14 protein-coding genes are annotated in these 17554 nt (G+C 41.8%); 3 read left to right on the top strand and 11 right to left on the bottom strand.

The window, feature by feature from the left end; translation table 11 throughout:
* Positions 1-269: 269 nt before the first annotated feature.
* The 8 genes from HMPREF9186_RS09885 to HMPREF9186_RS09850 all read right to left on the bottom strand — a co-directional run bounded on the left by HMPREF9186_RS09885 (position 270) and on the right by HMPREF9186_RS09850 (position 9244).
* Positions 270-1328 carry a serine hydrolase gene (locus HMPREF9186_RS09885; protein ID WP_009732525.1) on the bottom strand — a complete coding sequence of 353 codons (1059 nt, stop codon included), beginning with the start codon at positions 1326-1328 and terminating at the stop codon, positions 270-272.
* Between the two features lie 99 nt (positions 1329-1427).
* Entirely contained in the window at positions 1428-2900 is a 1473-nt protein-coding gene (locus HMPREF9186_RS09880; protein ID WP_009732524.1) for a helicase HerA-like domain-containing protein, read from the bottom strand.
* A 206-nt stretch (positions 2901-3106) separates the two neighbouring features.
* Positions 3107-3712: a superoxide dismutase SodA gene (gene sodA / locus HMPREF9186_RS09875; protein WP_009732523.1), complete on the bottom strand. Its 606-nt coding sequence runs from the start codon at positions 3710-3712 to the stop codon at positions 3107-3109.
* Between the two features lie 88 nt (positions 3713-3800).
* Positions 3801-4835: a DNA polymerase III subunit delta gene (gene holA / locus HMPREF9186_RS09870; protein WP_009732522.1), complete on the bottom strand. Its 1035-nt coding sequence runs from the start codon at positions 4833-4835 to the stop codon at positions 3801-3803.
* Between the two features lie 23 nt (positions 4836-4858).
* Positions 4859-5461, bottom strand: coding sequence for a DUF805 domain-containing protein (locus HMPREF9186_RS09865; protein WP_009732521.1), 603 nt, complete (start codon positions 5459-5461; stop codon positions 4859-4861).
* 75 nt (positions 5462-5536) lie between these two features.
* Positions 5537-7783, bottom strand: coding sequence for a DNA internalization-related competence protein ComEC/Rec2 (locus HMPREF9186_RS09860; RefSeq protein WP_009732520.1), 2247 nt, complete (start codon positions 7781-7783; stop codon positions 5537-5539).
* Positions 7764-8432: a helix-hairpin-helix domain-containing protein gene (locus HMPREF9186_RS09855; protein WP_009732519.1), complete on the bottom strand. Its 669-nt coding sequence runs from the start codon at positions 8430-8432 to the stop codon at positions 7764-7766. Before HMPREF9186_RS09855 ends, HMPREF9186_RS09860 begins: the two co-directional genes overlap by 20 nt.
* Before the next feature lie 65 nt (positions 8433-8497).
* Positions 8498-9244, bottom strand: a complete 747-nt coding sequence (locus HMPREF9186_RS09850) for a lysophospholipid acyltransferase family protein (RefSeq protein ID WP_009732518.1) — start codon at positions 9242-9244, stop codon at positions 8498-8500.
* A 175-nt stretch (positions 9245-9419) separates the two neighbouring features.
* Between HMPREF9186_RS09850 and HMPREF9186_RS09845 the strand changes: the two genes are divergently transcribed.
* The 3 genes from HMPREF9186_RS09845 to HMPREF9186_RS09835 all read left to right on the top strand — a co-directional run bounded on the left by HMPREF9186_RS09845 (position 9420) and on the right by HMPREF9186_RS09835 (position 12992).
* Positions 9420-11759 (top strand): cation-translocating P-type ATPase, encoded by a 2340-nt coding sequence (locus HMPREF9186_RS09845; RefSeq protein ID WP_009732517.1) that lies wholly within the window; start codon positions 9420-9422, stop codon positions 11757-11759.
* A 233-nt stretch (positions 11760-11992) separates the two neighbouring features.
* Positions 11993-12739, top strand: coding sequence for a tRNA1(Val) (adenine(37)-N6)-methyltransferase (locus tag HMPREF9186_RS09840; protein ID WP_009732516.1), 747 nt, complete (start codon positions 11993-11995; stop codon positions 12737-12739).
* Positions 12729-12992: a GIY-YIG nuclease family protein gene (locus HMPREF9186_RS09835; protein WP_009732515.1), complete on the top strand. Its 264-nt coding sequence runs from the start codon at positions 12729-12731 to the stop codon at positions 12990-12992. Before HMPREF9186_RS09840 ends, HMPREF9186_RS09835 begins: the two co-directional genes overlap by 11 nt.
* Before the next feature lie 16 nt (positions 12993-13008).
* On the opposite strand, the gene HMPREF9186_RS09830 is transcribed toward HMPREF9186_RS09835, so the two are convergent.
* From HMPREF9186_RS09830 to HMPREF9186_RS09820, 3 genes are all read right to left on the bottom strand, one after another.
* Positions 13009-13902 carry an aldose 1-epimerase family protein gene (locus tag HMPREF9186_RS09830; protein WP_009732514.1) on the bottom strand — a complete coding sequence of 298 codons (894 nt, stop codon included), beginning with the start codon at positions 13900-13902 and terminating at the stop codon, positions 13009-13011.
* Between the two features lie 347 nt (positions 13903-14249).
* Positions 14250-15821, bottom strand: coding sequence for a DEAD/DEAH box helicase (locus HMPREF9186_RS09825; RefSeq protein WP_009732513.1), 1572 nt, complete (start codon positions 15819-15821; stop codon positions 14250-14252).
* A gap of 804 nt (positions 15822-16625) precedes the next feature.
* Positions 16626-17534 carry a magnesium transporter CorA family protein gene (locus tag HMPREF9186_RS09820; protein WP_009732512.1) on the bottom strand — a complete coding sequence of 303 codons (909 nt, stop codon included), beginning with the start codon at positions 17532-17534 and terminating at the stop codon, positions 16626-16628.
* Positions 17535-17554: the final 20 nt, after the last annotated feature.

Raw genomic sequence — 17554 nt, 5'->3', positions numbered from 1 at the left:
TAGATAGGTAGAAGAAGCCCACTGTTATCAGAAAACTAGTAAGAAATACCAAGTTAATTTACTCTTTTTTATATAAACTAAAAGAGGCTGGGACAAAAGTCCTAGCCTCTCAATTATTTTTGGATTGTCGAGCAAGACGCAGTGGTTGAGTGGGCTCTATTACACTGATTTCATCAGCTTTTACAGCCCTACTCAACTGTGCGGAGGTGGGACGACGAAATCGAATTCTAACGAATTACCGATTTCTGTCCCACTCTCTCTCAATGATTTTATTCATTCATATTGACACGATGCCATTCATTGATGACATAGGCCAATTGACCTAGTTGATAGAGACCGTAACCACTGATCTCAGAACTTTCCGGAGTTGTTCCTCCGAGACCTGCAGTATAGATGGCAATCAAATAAGGAGTCGACTCATGGACAATAGCATCCACATTTAAAGCTTCAGCGACATAACCTGGTTTTTGCTGAATAACCAAATCCGGTAAGAACTTCTTATAGTACTCATCTGGGAAAGACTCCCCAATCAATTCTAGCAAATCTGCATATCTTTCTTGATGGTTCCATAGATATTCCAATACATGAATATAGTAGTCCGTTGTTGTTTTGTTATTTTCACTAAAAGTCTTCACTTCCGGTGAACGGGATTGACCATAGCGACTGAATAACTTACGTACTTGCTCCATACCACCCAAACGATCAGCTAAGGCATAAGCTGGGGTATTTTCTGAATAAACCAATGAATACCGCTGCATATCAGGGATAGACATAGCACCATCAAAGGCGGCTACATAATTGTCATGTTCCCCTACATATTCATAGTAGGTATTGGTGATGTCAAACCGATCCGTTAAATTAAGCTTGCCTTTTGCAACCTCATCTACCACTAGCATATTTAATGGTAACTTATAGGTACTCCCTGCCGTCATCGGTTGGAGATCATTCATGGCAAACTGCTCTCCTGTAATGGCATTGCGATAGGTGAAAGCGATTTGTGACGGGTCAATTCCGCTTTCTGCTAGGAAATCTTGAACAACCTCTACCAAACCTTTATTGGCATAATCATAAACCAGTCCAAATGCAGTCATCGTTTCCATATCTGCATCCACTACCGCTTGCTTAGCTTCTGGAGATTTGACACGCGGTTTCTTGGTCTGAGGAGTTGACTTTTCTATATCTGTTTTTTTTGTTTTCTTTGCTTTTTTTTCAATAGCTGATGCTGTTGGTTGCGTAAGATGCAAGTAGCCTAGTGCACTGGTTCCCCCTATACACAAAAGGATACCGATCGCAATCATGATCGAGCGTAGATTAAAATATTTTTTCATACGAAATTAATTATAAAAGATTCTATTGAAAATAACAAGAATTATCAGAAGGAGAAAACGGTTTCTTCTTGAAAAGTTTTTTTCTTCTGATAAAAGGGGTTATTTCCTTTTAAAGGAGCCCATAATCAGTTTGGCAATCTCACGCGCAATTGTCCGGAATAAAGAACTCAGGAAGGAATCCTTTGCTTTTTCAAGACTCGATTTTCGTGGACGACCTGGACTACTTTTTTGAGCTGCCTTCTCCGCCGCAGCCTGTTCTTTTGCGGCTTCTTTTCTTTCTTCTTCTTGAGTTTCCTTGTTTTCTTTCTCTGCTAATTTTTCATAAGCGGATTCTCGATCAATCGGTGTTGCATATTTCTGATGGAAAGGCGACGTTGTAATCAAGGCCAACTGCTCACTTTCATTCAAGAGATCAAAACTCGATTGAGGAGAGAGTATATAGGACCGTTCCACAACACTTGGTTGCCCCTTTTCATTTAAGAAAGAAACTAAAGCTTCCCCTGTCCCTAATTCTGTAATCACCGTTTCCGTATCAAAGTTTGGATTGGGACGAAAACTTTGAGCAGCTACTTTAATGGCCTTCATTTCTTTCGGAGTATAGGCCCGAAGAGCATGCTGAACCCGATTCCCTAGTTGTGCTAAAACAGACTCTGGCAGGTCTTGAGGATTTTGGGTAATGAAGTAGATTCCTACCCCTTTTGAACGAATCAAGCGAACCACTTGCTCAACCTTCTCAAGAAAAAGCTTGCTAGCATCCTTAAAGAGAAGATGTGCCTCGTCAAAGAAGAAAACCAATTTAGGTTTTTCTGGATCACCGACCTCAGGAAGGGTTTCAAAGAGGCGTGATAGCATCCAAATTAAAAAGGTCGAATACAATTTTGGTGAGTGAAAGAGCTTGGTAGCTGATAAAATATTGATATAACCACGCCCAGAAGTATCTAGTTGCATGAAGTCACTTAAATCTAGAGCCGGCTCACCGAAAAACTGATCTGCTCCTTCTTCTTCCAGTACCAACAAACTTCTTTGAATGGCTCCAACAGACTGTTTGGTAATATTGCCGTACTGGGCAGAGTATTCCGAGCTGTGTTCATAGACTTCCTTTAACAGGCTCTGTAGATCTTTCAAATCAATCAAGGGCCAATTTTTCTCTTGAGCCAATTTAAAGACAATGGCTAGAATTCCTGTCTGGGTTTCATTCAAATCAAGTAGGCGAGAAAGCAACAAGGAACCCATCCCCTCAACTGTCGCACGAACTGGGTGACCTGCTTGACCAAAGACATCCCACAATCGAACAGGGAAAGCTTGTGGATCAAAAGGATCTGTCATTCCTAAAAGTTTGTAGCGTTCTTCCAGCTTGGGAGTCCATTGACCTGCTTTTGCTAAGCCAGATAAATCTCCCTTGATATCTGCAAGAAAGACCGGAATGCCTTCCTTGCTTAATTTTTCCGTTAAGACTTTAAGGGTAACTGTTTTTCCTGTCCCTGTCGCTCCTGCAATCAAACCATGGCGATTCAACATCCGTAAATAGATGGGGGTATCAACTGCTCCTTTGGTAATGGTGATACTAGTCATTTCACTTCTCCCTGAACTTTCAATTTCTTATTCCTTTTGTTTGCCTTGTCTCACCTATTTCTAACAAGCCTCAGACAAGCAAAACACACTCCCTCTAGTGTATCATTTTCCTGTTCAAACGCAAGAAATTATACTTCAATTTTCGGATGAGATCACAAAAAAATCTATAAGAGCCATTGCGCGCTCTTATAGATTCCATCGTTCTATTATTTTGCTGCTGCAAACAATTCATCTACCTTGTTCCAGTTGATGACTGAGAAGAAAGCTTTGATGTAGTCAGGACGTACGTTACGGTATTTTACATAATATGCATGTTCCCAAACGTCCAAGCCCAAGATTGGTTTTTTGCCTTCTGAAATTGGGTTATCTTGGTTTGCAGTTGAAGTCACTTCAAGTTTCCCTTCTTTGTTGACAACCAACCATGCCCAGCCTGAACCAAAGCGTGTCGTTGCAGCTGCAGTGAAAGCTGATTTAAAGTCATCGAATGAACCAAAGGCTGCATCAATCGCTGCAGCAAGTTCTGCTGAAGGAGCTGTTTGTTCTGGAGTCATCAATTCCCAGAATAGAGCGTGGTTCAAGTGACCACCACCATTGTTGATCACCGCTTGACGGATATCAGCTGGGATGGATTCAACATTTGTCAACAAAGCTTCCAAATCTTCTCCAATTTCAGGGTGTTTTTCAAGAGCCGCATTGACGTTGTTCACATATGTTTGATGGTGTTTATCATGGTGCAAATGCATGGTTTCTTCATCGATATATGGTTCCAATGCATCGTAAGCATATGGTAATTCTGGTAAAATGATTGCCATTTTATGGTCCTCTTTTCTTTATTACTGACTTGATAATAACGCAAACAGCTAAATTATTCAACTAATCTGCTTACTCTATTATACGTTTTTAGACAGCATTGGCTACTTTCAAAAGTGCCAAATCGAATAAGTAGTCCTTATCATAAGACCCATTTTTAATAGCATAATCAGTCTCAATGAGGATCATCATAGCTTGCTTCAGGAAGGCCAGGGAAATCCTACGGCTATCCCGCAAGGCAAACTTCACCTGGTAAGGATTGATCTTGCGCCCTGACAACTCTGATAAGCTCGTCACAATTTGGCTTTCGGATTGGCCTTCTTCTGAAAAAATTTTTACCTGGCTAAACATCCGGAATTGGCTCAATAGAATAGCGATCAATTTTATTTCATCTTCTCCTTGCAAGCGGAGGTCTTTGACGAGGGCCCGCGCTTGATCAATACGACGCTGAAGAATCATTTGGGTCAGATCAAAAATATTATCTTGCAGGGTCTTGGGGACAGCCTCCTCAATATCTTCCAGACGAATCTGCCCATCCTCTTTATAGGCCTTTAAAAAGGCGAGATTCTTCTGTAAATCACCAAAGTCATAGCCTGATTTTAAGAGTAATTGATCGAGTGCATCGCCGACAAACTGCAAGCCCATTTCTTGGGCCTGACTTGAAAAATAGCGCTTTAAGTCTTGTTCCTTAGGAGTTGCTGCCTCAATGATTTGAGCATCCCGTTTTAGTAGTTTAACTAGTCGTCGCTTACTATCTAACTTTCCTTCCGCAAAAATCACCAATCGGGTCGATTCAGAAGGCCTTTCCAGATAACTTTCAAATTGCTTTAGTTCTTCATCGGTTAAATAGCGTTTTTTAGCAGTCGTCAGATCCAACAAGTGATCCAAGATCACGATTTTTTCATCCGCAAAAAAAGGGAGACTAACCAAATCCAGCTCTACATCAACGTAGGAGGCTTCCTTCATGTCAAAATAAGAATAATTCAAGTCTGAGGGATCATAGCCTATATTTTTTGAAATTTCTTTTTTTAGCCATTCAAATTGACCAACATCCTCACCTGTTAAGACAAGAATAGGAGGTAGAGATTGAACCGTCAGATTTTTGATATCGGTAATTGTTTGCATGAAACTCTCTTCTCTTTATCAGCTTAGCGCACTTGGTGTTCAGTAGCCATTTTTTGTTCCAATGGAGGTTTATTATCAGACAAGTCTGGGGCTGCTACAAAACTAGGAATTCTCTCAAATGGGTCAGCAACGAAGCTATCCACTGCCTCTATTACAGTTGGACTTGCAGTTCCTTCCATTGAATTTCCTTCTGATTGCAGGGTAGCCGATTTCCCTGGAAGCATCATGAGAAGCAATAGGGAAACAACTGCAATCAGCCAGACAAATAGAAAAATATCCAATCCCGTCAATAAATAGAGCAGGACGGGCCCAAGGTTTAAAAAGATCCAAGCCCAATGGATTCCTGCATCTCGCAAACGACGCACACAGATGGCTTGACTGGGTACTAAAATGAGAAAATAAAAGAAGGCTAACAAAGTGATCGCCCATAAAACTGGTACAGAATGAAGATTTGAAAAATTGAGTGGTTCCTTAGGATTTTGTTGGTCTAAGGAGATAACGATGTAAAAGACCCAGAGGGGCAAAGAAAGGAGAAAATTCCAGAAAAAAGCTAGCCAAAAATGGGCCCGACTGGTCTTACTTGAAAAATCTGCATAGTGTGTCCAAAATTGCTTAAATGCGTTCATACGATTCTACCTTTACATTGATTTCAACTTCTATCATAGCAATTTTCAGCATAGAAAGCAAACCTCTCCTCGTCTCTAGCGGACCGTTTCCACCCTCCAATAGTCCCATCCGATCAAGCGAATCGCTCCCCTTTCATCGGTACGAAGGTAAGCAATGGACCGTTTCTCTAAACGATCGAGCAATTCTTTATGAGGATGGCGGTAGCGATTATTTTTTCCAACGGAGATCAAGGCCAATTGGGGATGCAACTGATCTAAAAATAGGTCACTAGAGGAACCTTTAGATCCATGGTGACCTACTTTTAAGACGTCCACTTGCAGTTGCGGATAGTGGCTTAAGAGTTTTTTCTCCCCAGCTTCTTCTAAATCACCTGTAAACAAAAACCGTTTCTGATAGAACTGCCCATAAAGAACAATAGAGTCATCATTTTTACCATCTCCAATACCATCAGGGGCCAAGACCTCTAGGTTGCTGTCAAAAATGGGAAGCCGTTCCCCTCTCTTGACTACTTGAATCGGACTATGAAGCTGTTTTAACTGTTCCCGAAATTTAGCTTGGGTGAGACTTCCTGAGCTAACATAGACTTTTTTAGCAGGGATCTGTCGAGTGACCTCTACCATATCTCCCATATGATCCTGATCGGTATGGGTCAAAACCAAAGCATCCAGTTTTCCAACACCTCGACTCTTGAGATAGGGAATCAGAGTTTTTTCTGCATTAACAGACCTACTTCGCTCCTGCCACTTGTTCTCCTTTTCAAAGTCGACGTGTCCTCCGACATCAATCAAAATGGTCCTTCCCCTCCAATCACGTAAAAAGATGCTGTCCCCTTGGCCAATGTCCACCACGGTGATTTCATTTTCTAAAGGGTGTTTGGTCCAACAAAAGAGGAACAGAATCAAACCGGACAACAAAATATGAAGGCCTTTTTGTTTCCGAGTATCGTAGAAGATTCCCAAAAGAAGCAAGAGCACAACTAAAGCTAGTCCTGACGGCTGACCAAATACCAAAGGTAAAGATGTAATCTTTGCAATCCAGCGAATACACTCTTCAATGAGAAGAAAGAAATTGTTAAAGATCGTTAAAGGCTTCAGGATGGACAAAAGAAACAGGAGCGTTAATCCAGGAAGCAAGACAAGGTCAAAAAGGAAAGAGAAAAGAAAGGTTAAAAGGATTGACCAAGGTTGGAAAACACTAAAATAATAGGTTAAAAGTGGTAAAATCCCTAAACTAATCCAGAAACTTTCTACCAACACCTTTTTGATCCCTGAAGAGGAACTGGAATCTACCAAAGTTAAAATAAAGGCGTATGCGCAACTTAAAACGCCGCCAGCTGTCAGAAGAAACTTGGGCATGAAAATCATTAAGAGGATCAGGGTCACAGCCAGATTGTCCATTCCTCGGATGCTCTTTTGAGAAAGTAACTTTTGCACGAGACTACGAACAACTGAAATAGAAAAACCTGTTAAGCCGGCATACACCAAGGAAATCGGAAGCATCAGGAAATCGACGGTCTCTTGCAAGATTCCTAGACGTAAGAGCATTTTTCGAATGCCATTGATAAAAAAGCCAACCTGCATTCCTGATAGGGCAAACAAATGGATAATCCCTAAACTCGAGTAAAGCTGATCCATCTCTTCAAAATCCGTATCCAAATAACCGAAAAGAAGGCCAGTCATATACTGATTCATCGGAAGAGGAAAATGCTCTTTGCTCCAAACAATAGCTTGTCGCCTCCACTGGGATAACCAATCAAAAAGATTCCAAGTCTTGACTGGGATGGCAGATTGAATTGCCTCCATCTTCATTTGGTAATAAATCCCCTGTGTTTTCAAATAAGCCTGATAGTCAAATCCTCTAAAATTCCGCTGTCCTTCTGGCTCTTCTATGCCCCCCTTATAAGTCAGCTCTATCACCTGAGTTTGTCCTTGCCATTGCTTCTTTTCTTTTTCTGATTTCAAGGTGTAAAAGACTTGGTAGGTCTTTCCCTGATTTTTAGCGCGAAAAGATAGGGCATCCCCATTGATCTTGATAGTATCTGGGATCAGACGTAAGTGGGCTGGGGCTTGCCTTTCCACTTGTATTGAACGATCCTGTACTCTCTGAAAGACAAAGAAGGCAAAAAAACAAAAGGTTGCTAAACCAAGACCTAGCAAACTTGAGCGATCCTCTTTATAGTGATGAAGAACTAAAACTACCACCACCACTAGACCACCGATAGAAAGCCAAGATGGTTGATACACACTAAAATACAACCAAAGAAGTAAAAAAGCGAGGTGGGCAAGTGAAAAAGGAGGGTCTTTAATCCACCGTAAAAGCATCTTTAAGTTTCTCCAGTGTTTTTTCACCAATCCCTGAAACATTTTTGAGATCCTCTACCGATCGGAAAGGGCCATTTGCTTCCCGATAGGCAATAATGTCCTGGGCACGTTTTTGTCCAATTCCAGAGACCGTCTGGAGCTCTGCTTCGGTCGCTCGATTTAAATGGACCTTGCCCGTTTTTTCTGCTGGCGCTGACGAAGTTGCAGGACTTTCTGAACTCCCAAGTGCTGGAACATCCTCTCCTTCTTTAGCAACATAGATCACGGCTTCATCGGAGAGTTTTTGCGCCAAGTTGACCGATTGGCTATTGGCATCTGCTGTCATCCCGCCCGCCTTATGAATGGCATCGTGGACTCTGCTATTGGAACGCAACTCATAGACACCTGGTTGTTTGACGGCTCCTTTGACATCGACCGTAATGATCTCGGGTGTATCAGACACAGAAGGAGCCGGCTTTTCTTCTTTTGAACTAGAAGCTGGCACTTTTTCCGAACTCGCAGTTGAAGTGGAAGCCGGGTAAAGATCCGGTACGGTCGATGCACTTAAGTTGGAACGATGAAAAAGAAAATACCCTCCCAGTAAGAGTCCAATCGCTGCAATCGCAAAAAATAGCTTATATTCTTTGATTTTTTCAATCATATCTTCCATAAGAAGCCTCCTCTCACTTTTAATATTCGTAAAAATAAAAAAAAACTGAGAAATTTCTCAGTTTTTTATTTATTTTTCCGATGTTTGTCCGGATCCCATACAAAGCTTGCTAGGTAACTAAAGAACAAGGTCAAGATGCCAACGACTAAAACGGCAGGAAGCAAAAGGATTTTTAACAAACGAATCAAGATAAACGGTTTCGTTGGGGTATTGATCGCTTGTGCTTCCGCATCCAAGCGATCAAACTCCTCTTGGATCCGGTGAGCAACTTCTGCCACGCCTTCGTCATTCATCTTTTTGATATCCGAAATATCAATCGGGTGTCCAAAGTTCATATCAATTCGCTCACCTGTTGCCAACCCTTTCAAGTCTCTTGGCCCAGTATACGTCACAGGCATGATACGGACCTTGGCCATTTTGGCAATAATGGCAACACCGCCCTTGACATCTTGCGAATGCCGGCTTCCACTTGGAAACATAATCAAGGATCGGTTGCTCTTCTTCAACATATTGATGGGATACTTAATGGCTTCGGCTCCCGGATTTTCACGGTCGATCGGAAATGCCCCACACATACGAATCCACCAGCCAAAAATACGATTGGTGAAGAGTTCTTTTTTTGCCATAAAGATAAATTGCTTTGGCTTGGTCGCAAAGGCCATATAGACTGGGTCCCACCATGTCCTATGTGGGGACACCAAGATGTAATTTTCTTCTTGATCTGGAATATTGTCCGTATGATGGTAATGGGCATTGCCATTTAAAACCCAAAGAATAAAGGCAACAAGGCCCCGTAAGTAGGTGTAAAACATAGTTGTTCCTCAAATCCATTTCATAAGTCTCTCAACATGATAGCAAATCATATTGAACCTTCTTTTTCATTATACCGTAACCTTTTTTTGACCGCAAACTTTTTCTGTATAAAAAATGTCTCAGCGGGCCGATTCTATATAGTCTTTTTCTCAAAAAAATGATATCATATTGTCTATGGAAACGAATGAATTAAAGGGGTTATCCCTCAGTGAAGTCCGCAAGAAAATGGATCGTGGACAAACCAATGATTTTACAACGAATACTAGTACCAGTACCTGGCAAATTATCAAGCGCAACGTCTTCACCTTGTTTAATACCTTAAACTTTGTGATTGCGGTAGCCTTGGCTGCTGTACAGGCCTGGAGCAATATGATCTTTTTCGCGGTCATTTGCTTCAATGCCATTACAGGTATTATGACTGAAATGCGCGCCAAGCGGATGATTGATAAGCTCAATCTCATGAGTCGTGAGCTAGTGACTGTTATTCGAGACGGGGAAAAAGATGCGATTCCACCAGAAAAACTTGTTCTGGGTGATCTAATGCTCCTGTCTTCGGGTGAGCAGATTCCAAGTGATGCAGAAGTCATGTCTGGAATTGCTGAAGCCAATGAAGCCATGCTAACAGGTGAGAGTGATCTTGTCTTAAAAGAAGTCGGAGATGAGCTCCTGTCTGGAAGTTATATCGCCAGTGGTCAGGTGTATGCGCGGATTAAGCGCGTTGGAGCAAACAACTATGCCAACAAGCTAATGATGGAAGCTAAAACCTTGAAGCCCATCAATTCACGCATTCTCTATAACTTAGCGAAAATTTCTAACTTCACTGGGAAAATTATCATCCCATTTGGTCTTGCCCTTTTCTTTGAAGCACTGTTGATCAAGATGCTACCGATCAAGGATTCTGTCGTGAATTCTTCCACAGCTCTCTTGGGAATGTTGCCAAAAGGAATTGCCCTACTGACGGTTACGTCTCTTTTGACGGCGGTTATTAAGCTCGGCATGCGCAAGGTACTTGTTCAAGAAATGTATTCCGTGGAAACTCTCGCACGTGTGGATACTTTGTGTCTAGATAAGACAGGTACCATCACTCAAGGGAAGATGACAGTTGAAGCTCTCCATAGCTTATCCGATCATTTTTCTGAGGAAACGATCAAGGTCATCCTTTCTGCCTATATGCAATATAGTGAGGATACCAATCCTACTGCTCAAGCCATTCGTAAGGCTTATGGGGAGTTGGAGCATGCTTATACTGCAGAAAACATCATACCTTTCTCAAGCGATCGGAAATGGGGAGCCATGCACCTCTCCAACCTTGGCACCGTCTTTCTCGGTGCTCCTGAAATGCTCCTTCAAGAAAATCCAGCAGCTGTCCTTGAAGCACAAGGCCGTGGATCGCGCGTTCTCGTCTTAGCCCACAGTTCAGAACGGATCAGCATGCAGGAATTGAAACTACCTGAAAATCTTGAAGGGATTGCCGTTATTGAGATTACGGACCCCATTCGTGAAGGGGCTTCTGATACTCTTGAGTATTTGCGCTCTGAAGGCGTGGATCTTAAGATCATCTCTGGTGACAACCCTGTAACAGTCTCTTATATTGCTCAACAAGCGGGCTTCAAAAACTACGAAAACTACATCGATTGTTCTACTATCTCGGATGATCGATTAGTCGATCAAGCAGAGGAAACCGCTATCTTTGGACGCGTATCCCCTCACCAAAAGAAACTGCTCATTCAAACCTTGAAAGCGGCTGGTCGTACAACGGCTATGACTGGAGACGGGGTCAATGATATCCTCGCTCTTCGTGAAGCTGACTGCTCCATCGTAATGGCTGAAGGAGATCCTGCAACCCGTCAAATTGCAAATATTGTTCTTTTGAACTCTGACTTTAATGATGTTCCAGAAATTCTATTCGAAGGTCGTCGTGTGGTCAATAACATTGGACGAATCGCTCCGATCTTCTTCATCAAAACAATTTATTCCTTCCTCTTGGCTATTATCTGTATCGCCAGTGCCCTTTTCTTCAACGCCAATTATTTGCTGATTTTTCCATTCATCCCTATTCAAATCACCTTGATTGACCAATTCGTCGAAGGATTCCCACCATTTGTGTTGACTTTTGAACGCAATATCAAACCGGTTGAAAAACACTTCTTAAGACGTTCTCTTCTGTTAGCCTTACCAAGCGCCTTGATGGTCGTCTTTAGCGTCTTGTTCATTCGCCTTTGGGGAGTAAGCCATGGTTGGTCTGCAGCCGATATGTCTACTGTATCCTATTACTTACTTGGATCCATCGGTTTCCTATCCGTTATCCGGGCCTGCCTACCACTAAACATCTGGCGCGCCCTTCTCATTCTCTTTTCTGTTGTAGGATTTTATGCATCTGCGGTCGTATTGAAAAACTTGATCGAGATTTCACTCCTTACAGCCACTACTTTCCCAGTTTATCTAGCATTGATGGCTGTCTTTACAGGAGTCTTTATCCTCAGCACGATTCTACAAAAATATGAATTTGACTAAAAAAGAGGCTGGGACAAAAGTCCTAGCCTCTCAATTGTCTTTGGATTGTCGAGCAAGACACAGTGGTTGAGTGGGCTCTACTACGCTGATTTCATCAGCTTTTACAGCCCTACTCAACTGTGCGGAGGTGGGACGACGAAATCGAATTCTAACGAATTAACGATTTCTATCCCACTCTCTTTTTCTGTTCTGCCCACCTTTTCCCAAGACTCTTTTCATGCTATAATAGAGCCATGACAGATATCGAATTAAAAGATGGCGAGCGCGTCAATCAACTTTTTTCAAGTGATGTGAAAATCATACAAAATCGAGAAGTTTTTAGTTACTCCGTGGATAGCGTCCTGCTCTCGCGCTTTCCAAAATTACCTAAGCGAGGTTTGATTGTTGATCTCTGCGCTGGAAATGGAGCTGTGGGACTATTTGCAAGTACCCGAACAGAGGCTCAGATCATTGGTGTCGAAATTCAGGAACGTTTAGCAGATATGGCTACCCGTTCAATTACACTCAATGGCTTGGACCAGCAAATGTCCATGATCACTGATGACCTCAAGCATCTCCCCCAACATATCAAGGGGAGTAAGGTGGATATTATCCTTTGCAATCCCCCTTATTTCAAGGTTGATGAGCATTCCAATCTCAATGAGAGTGAACACTACCTCTTAGCCCGGCATGAAATTACCACCAATTTAGATGAGATTTGCCATGTGGCCCAGCGGGTTCTCAAATCAAATGGTCGCTTAGCGATGGTCCATCGTCCAGATCGCTTTTTAGATATCATCGAAACCATGAAGCGTTACAATCTTGCACCTAAGCGGATCCAGTTTGTCTATCCAAAAGTGACCAAAGAGGCGAATATGGTATTGATTGAGGCGATCAAGGATGGCTCACTGGACGGTTTAAAAATTCTGCCTCCCCTCTTTATTCACAATGAAGACGGCAGCTATACAGACGAGATTCATGAGATCTACTATGGAAACTAAGGCCTACATGTATGTTCTAGAGTGTGCAGATGGCTCCCTCTACACTGGCTATACCACGGATATCGAAAAACGCCTGAAGACCCACAATGCTGGAAAAGGCGCCAAATACACACGGGCTCGTCTCCCCGTTACACTTCTTTACCAAGAATCCTATCCAGATAAGCCTTCTGCTATGTCTGCCGAGGCTCTCTTTAAGAAGAAATCTCGCCAAGCAAAGCTCAACTATATCAAAAAGAACCGTCGGACTCCATAGTCCAACGGTTTTTCATTTACAAAATGGTGATACGGTATTGGTGACTCCGTGTCTCTTGAGGGGCCAACTGGATCACACCTTTTTTATCTTCAAAAAAGTCGCCCTCTTCTGCAGATGTGGAAATACCTGTCCAAGGCTCTAAGGCAATGAAGGGGCCCTTGTTATTAGTAGACCAAAGGACCAGATTTTCAAAATCTGCAAAGTCAAATTTCAAACCATTACCTGATTTTGTCGAGATCAGCTTCACAGATTTAGAGGCTAACTGATCTAAAATAATGGCGTCTTTCTCGAAAAGATCGTGTTTCAACTGTAAGCTAGATATATGATCTAAAAATGGCGTCCGCTGCAGGCGATCGACCAAACCGGTTTCTGTAAACAAGAGAGGGACGCTACAAGTTTCTTCTTTTTCAAAAATCAACTCGTAGTCTTCATAGACTTCATCTGCTAAAAGGGGGCAATGAAAGGCTGGATGCCCTCCAATGAAATAAGGCATGACTTGATCTAACTCTAGATTTTGCACGCGATAGGTGATGGTGATCTCTTTCCCTTTCAATTCATAAGCGATTTCCACTCGAAAATGGTAGGGGTAATTTTGCAAGCTCTCGTCATTTGATGTGATTTCAAAGACAAGACGATTATCTGTTTGTTCTTTGAGTTCAAACTCTCTCTTGCGAATGAGACCGTGTCTTGGAAGCTGACCTGTCTTCACACCATCTTTTAGATGATACTGTACTTGGCCATTACGGACACTTCCACAAATCGGAAACAGAACGGGTGCTTGTCCTGACCAATACTCTGGATCCCCTTGCCAGAGATATTCAATACCTTCCTTGCTTCGAATAGAACTCAATTCTCCTCCAAAGGTCTTAAAGTGCACTTCTAGATCATTATTTTTTAATGCAATCACCACGGATGATACCTCTTTATAGTTGTTATAGTTACTATATCCATTATAACCTTTTAGCAAAGATTGTCAATTTTAATTTTTGGTGAAATTTTTTTAAAAATAAGAAAAAATTCTTGACAAAACTTAGAAATAATTGTAGACTTAATATGTTAACAGAAATATCTTTTTAAATACTTCCTTATTTCTGTTGTCTGACTTTTTTAGAAGGCTCCTTATCCTGAAATATTTTTCTAGAAGAGTCAGTCATCATTTTGGTCTCCTTATAAATATACAAGGGTTAACAGCTAGTTAACCCTTGTATTTTTGATTTTCATTAAAAAGACGGCCTATTGCTAGACCGTCTTTAGAATTTATTTATCCCCTTTATTGCGGATGACAAAGCCATTTTTCTTTTCGTTGGATGTACGATGAGGACGTTTGTTGCCTTTACCTTCGAAGTCTCGGCTGTTTTTATTGGACTTGCGTTTGAAATCACGGCGACCACCTTCACGGTCATCTCTGCGATTCCGATCTCGGCGTTGGTCTCCACGACGGCTATTTCCACGACCACCTTTGGACTTACCACCAAAGCCACCACCAGATGGTTTAAATGGTAATGGTTTTTCACGCGCAATTTCGACTTCTGGAAGACTGTCTGGATCTTGAACAGTCAAGCTCAAAATGTACATTGCCAATTCTTCAGGAGTAAATTCTGCTGCTAATTTACGAGCATCTTTGCCAAACTTCTCAAAGTTGATCCGGATGGTTTCATCCTCAAAGTCTCTCTCAATTTTCTTCAGCGCCACTTGTTTTTTCGCTTGGAAGGCTTCTGCAGCTGTTGCAGGTTTCATTCCCTTCATCCGCTTTTTAGTCAAGTTCTCAATGATTTGCAGGTAACCCATTTCATTTGGCGATACAAAGGTAATAGATTGCCCTGTTTTCCCAGCACGACCTGTCCGTCCGATCCGGTGAACATAGCTTTCTGGATCTTGTGGAATATCGTAGTTGTAGACATGGGTCACACCTGAAATGTCCAACCCACGTGCCGCAACGTCCGTTGCCACCAAGACGTCCAAGTTCCCATTTTTGAAATCACGAAGGACACGAAGACGTTTGTTTTGATCCAAATCTCCGTGAATCCCTTCTGCTCGGAAACCACGAATCTTCAGGCCACGAGTCAATTCATCGACCCGACGTTTAGTCCGACCAAAGACAATGGCAAGTTCAGGCTGCTCAACATCCATCAATCGGGTCATAGTATCAAATTTTTCGCCTTCTTTGACACGAATATAGTATTGATCGACCAAATCGGTTGTCAATTCTTTGGCCGCAATCTTAACGTGTTCTGGCTCCTTCATAAACTGAACACCGATGCGTTTGATGGCTTCTGGCATCGTTGCTGAAAAGAGCAAGGTTTGGCGTGTTTCCGGAACACGGCTAATGATGGCTTCGATATCTTCCAAGAAGCCCATATTGAGCATTTCATCTGCTTCATCCAGGATCAAGGTTTCAATATGATCGAGTTTCAAGGCCTTGCGCTTGATCAAATCTAGCAAACGTCCAGGTGTTCCCACAACGATGTGAGCGCCTGACTTCAAAGCTTTAATTTGCTTTTCAATGCTTGATCCACCATAGACAGAGCGAACTTTGACACCCTTACTGCGTCCAAAGCGGAAGAGTTCTTCCTGACTTTGAACCGCCAATTCACGCGTTGGGGCAATGACAAGTGCTTGAATCACTGTGTTATCGACATCGATCTTCTCCAACGTTGGAAGACCGAAAGCGGCTGTTTTACCAGTCCCTGTTTGCGCCTGACCGATAACATCTTTTCCTTCAAGAGCCAACGGAATGGTTTGTTCTTGGATGGGGCTTGCTTCTACAAAGCCAGCTTTTTCAATTTCTGCTAATAATTCAGCAGATAAGTTAAATTCGTTGAATTTCAATTCTTTCTTCTTTCTAAAAAGTGGTGCGAAGCCACTTTATCAAACTTCTTTCAATGCGAAAACGCACTGATTGCATAGGAAGTCTCCTTCCCGGTTACCTGTCGCAAGACTCATCTAAAGAAAAACTCAGTCCGTCTGTTATGGACTACATTTTCTTTAGAGAAAAATGTTTTGCGTCCTAACGGATGTTGCTGACTGGAATTGTTTTTCAAACAAACAGGCAACAAGATCCTTTTTGCGGGAGTCTTCTTTCGAACAGAATCCTTCCATCTGCTCCGTCTCCCCAGCATTTCTCTCATACAAGTTTGCAACTTATCTAGTATAACACAATGAAGAGGCAAATGATAGTCAAAGGAGAATAATTTTATTTTTTAGGAAAACATCCTTGGTAGCTTGAAATCTTAAAAGTGATGTAAAACCAAGCCAGGACTGCTTTTCTTCTTGCGACCATCTCATATACTTCATCATAGGAGTATAAAAACTTCGGAAAAACTTTTATTTTTTGGTAACTCTTATCTTGCGTTTTTACAAATAAATATGTATAATACAGGTAGTATCTAAAATATTTCTGTATAAAGAAATAGGATCATTTTATCTGATTCAACGATTTATTCTAAGTTCTGATTTATTTAGAACCACTCAGTACTATTAAATCTACTCCTACTATTTCCAAGAAGATTTTGTACAGTCGATGAACTATTCACACTGCCCCTTCTTTGGAGAGGAGGGCAGGTGTCTAGATGGTTCCTATTTCTCAGATTATTCTAGATACGAAGAGGCTCGGATTTCTCCAAGCCTCTTTTTTTATCTTTTTTTCACAATCCAACGCATGACCTTTGCCAAAAGGAGCCATAATATAAAGCTACATACGGATACATAAATCCAAGCATTAGGATCCTCTGTCATCGGAAGAGGGATATTCATTCCAAAGAAACCGGTGATAACGGCTAAAACAGCCAACAAGGCTTCAAAGATGGTTAGGGTGGTCAAGTTGTCATTCAAGTTGTTGTTTAGGATATTGTTGTATGATCCAGACAACTGCTGCAAGACATTCGAAATCAACTCGGTCATTGAAACCAACTGACGCGCTTCGATCATGGCATCATCAAACTGCTCTTTTTCAACATCATTCATCCTGCGATAAATGGCATGCGCTTTGATATGTTCTAGCAACATCCGATTTTGCTTTGCTGCCGCGACCAGATACACCATACCGGTCTCAAGGTCAGAGAGGGCATAAAGATTCTTGGTCGTCGTTGTCTTTCGAAGCAAGCGATTGAGTTCATCCTTGTGCTTATCCAGGCGATCAATAATCGGATAATAAGCATTACTGATCATTTCAAGACCTGCAAAAAGCAACTTATAGATCGACAGCTCCTCATGGCTTTCCAAATAGCGAACCATTTGTTCAATGATATAGGCATTGACCTGGTTACTGATGGTCACGAGTCGCGTATCTTGAACGATAAAGGTCATAGGAATGGTTTCGTAGTATTCCTTGTCCTTTTCTAAATCCAATACATTGTAGATAAAGGTGATCGTACCGTTTTCTCGATTGTAATCCATATGGGCACGTTCGTTCTTATCCATCGCGTACTCAATGGTTTCTTTGTCAATCTCGTATTTTTTATAAAGATATGAGTTTTCAGCAATCATATCCGAGTCGATATTGATCCATTTCCGATCTTGACCCAATTGTTTATCGATAAACATTCCGTCTCCTTTCTCAACTG

It is taken from the genome of Streptococcus sp. F0442, assembly GCF_000314795.2.
GTDB lineage: Bacteria > Bacillota > Bacilli > Lactobacillales > Streptococcaceae > Streptococcus.
The sequence above is the reverse complement of the archived record's forward strand: the minus strand, read 5'-3'. Positions and strand labels throughout refer to the sequence as shown.

Excerpts from the sequence above, each read along its gene's own strand:
- sodA (WP_009732523.1), bottom strand. The coding sequence starts at position 3,712 with ATGGCAATCATTTTACCAGAATTACCATATGCTTACGATGCATTGGAA.
- HMPREF9186_RS09885 (WP_009732525.1), bottom strand. The coding sequence starts at position 1,328 with ATGAAAAAATATTTTAATCTACGCTCGATCATGATTGCGATCGGTATC.
- HMPREF9186_RS09835 (WP_009732515.1), top strand. The coding sequence starts at position 12,729 with ATGGAAACTAAGGCCTACATGTATGTTCTAGAGTGTGCAGATGGCTCC.
- HMPREF9186_RS09855 (WP_009732519.1), bottom strand. The coding sequence starts at position 8,432 with ATGGAAGATATGATTGAAAAAATCAAAGAATATAAGCTATTTTTTGCG.
- HMPREF9186_RS09880 (WP_009732524.1), bottom strand. The coding sequence starts at position 2,900 with ATGACTAGTATCACCATTACCAAAGGAGCAGTTGATACCCCCATCTAT.
- HMPREF9186_RS09840 (WP_009732516.1), top strand. The coding sequence starts at position 11,993 with ATGACAGATATCGAATTAAAAGATGGCGAGCGCGTCAATCAACTTTTT.
- HMPREF9186_RS09850 (WP_009732518.1), bottom strand. The coding sequence starts at position 9,244 with ATGTTTTACACCTACTTACGGGGCCTTGTTGCCTTTATTCTTTGGGTT.
- HMPREF9186_RS09820 (WP_009732512.1), bottom strand. The coding sequence starts at position 17,534 with ATGTTTATCGATAAACAATTGGGTCAAGATCGGAAATGGATCAATATC.
- HMPREF9186_RS09860 (WP_009732520.1), bottom strand. The coding sequence starts at position 7,783 with ATGCTTTTACGGTGGATTAAAGACCCTCCTTTTTCACTTGCCCACCTC.
- HMPREF9186_RS09845 (WP_009732517.1), top strand. The coding sequence starts at position 9,420 with ATGGAAACGAATGAATTAAAGGGGTTATCCCTCAGTGAAGTCCGCAAG.
- HMPREF9186_RS09865 (WP_009732521.1), bottom strand. The coding sequence starts at position 5,461 with ATGAACGCATTTAAGCAATTTTGGACACACTATGCAGATTTTTCAAGT.
- holA (WP_009732522.1), bottom strand. The coding sequence starts at position 4,835 with ATGCAAACAATTACCGATATCAAAAATCTGACGGTTCAATCTCTACCT.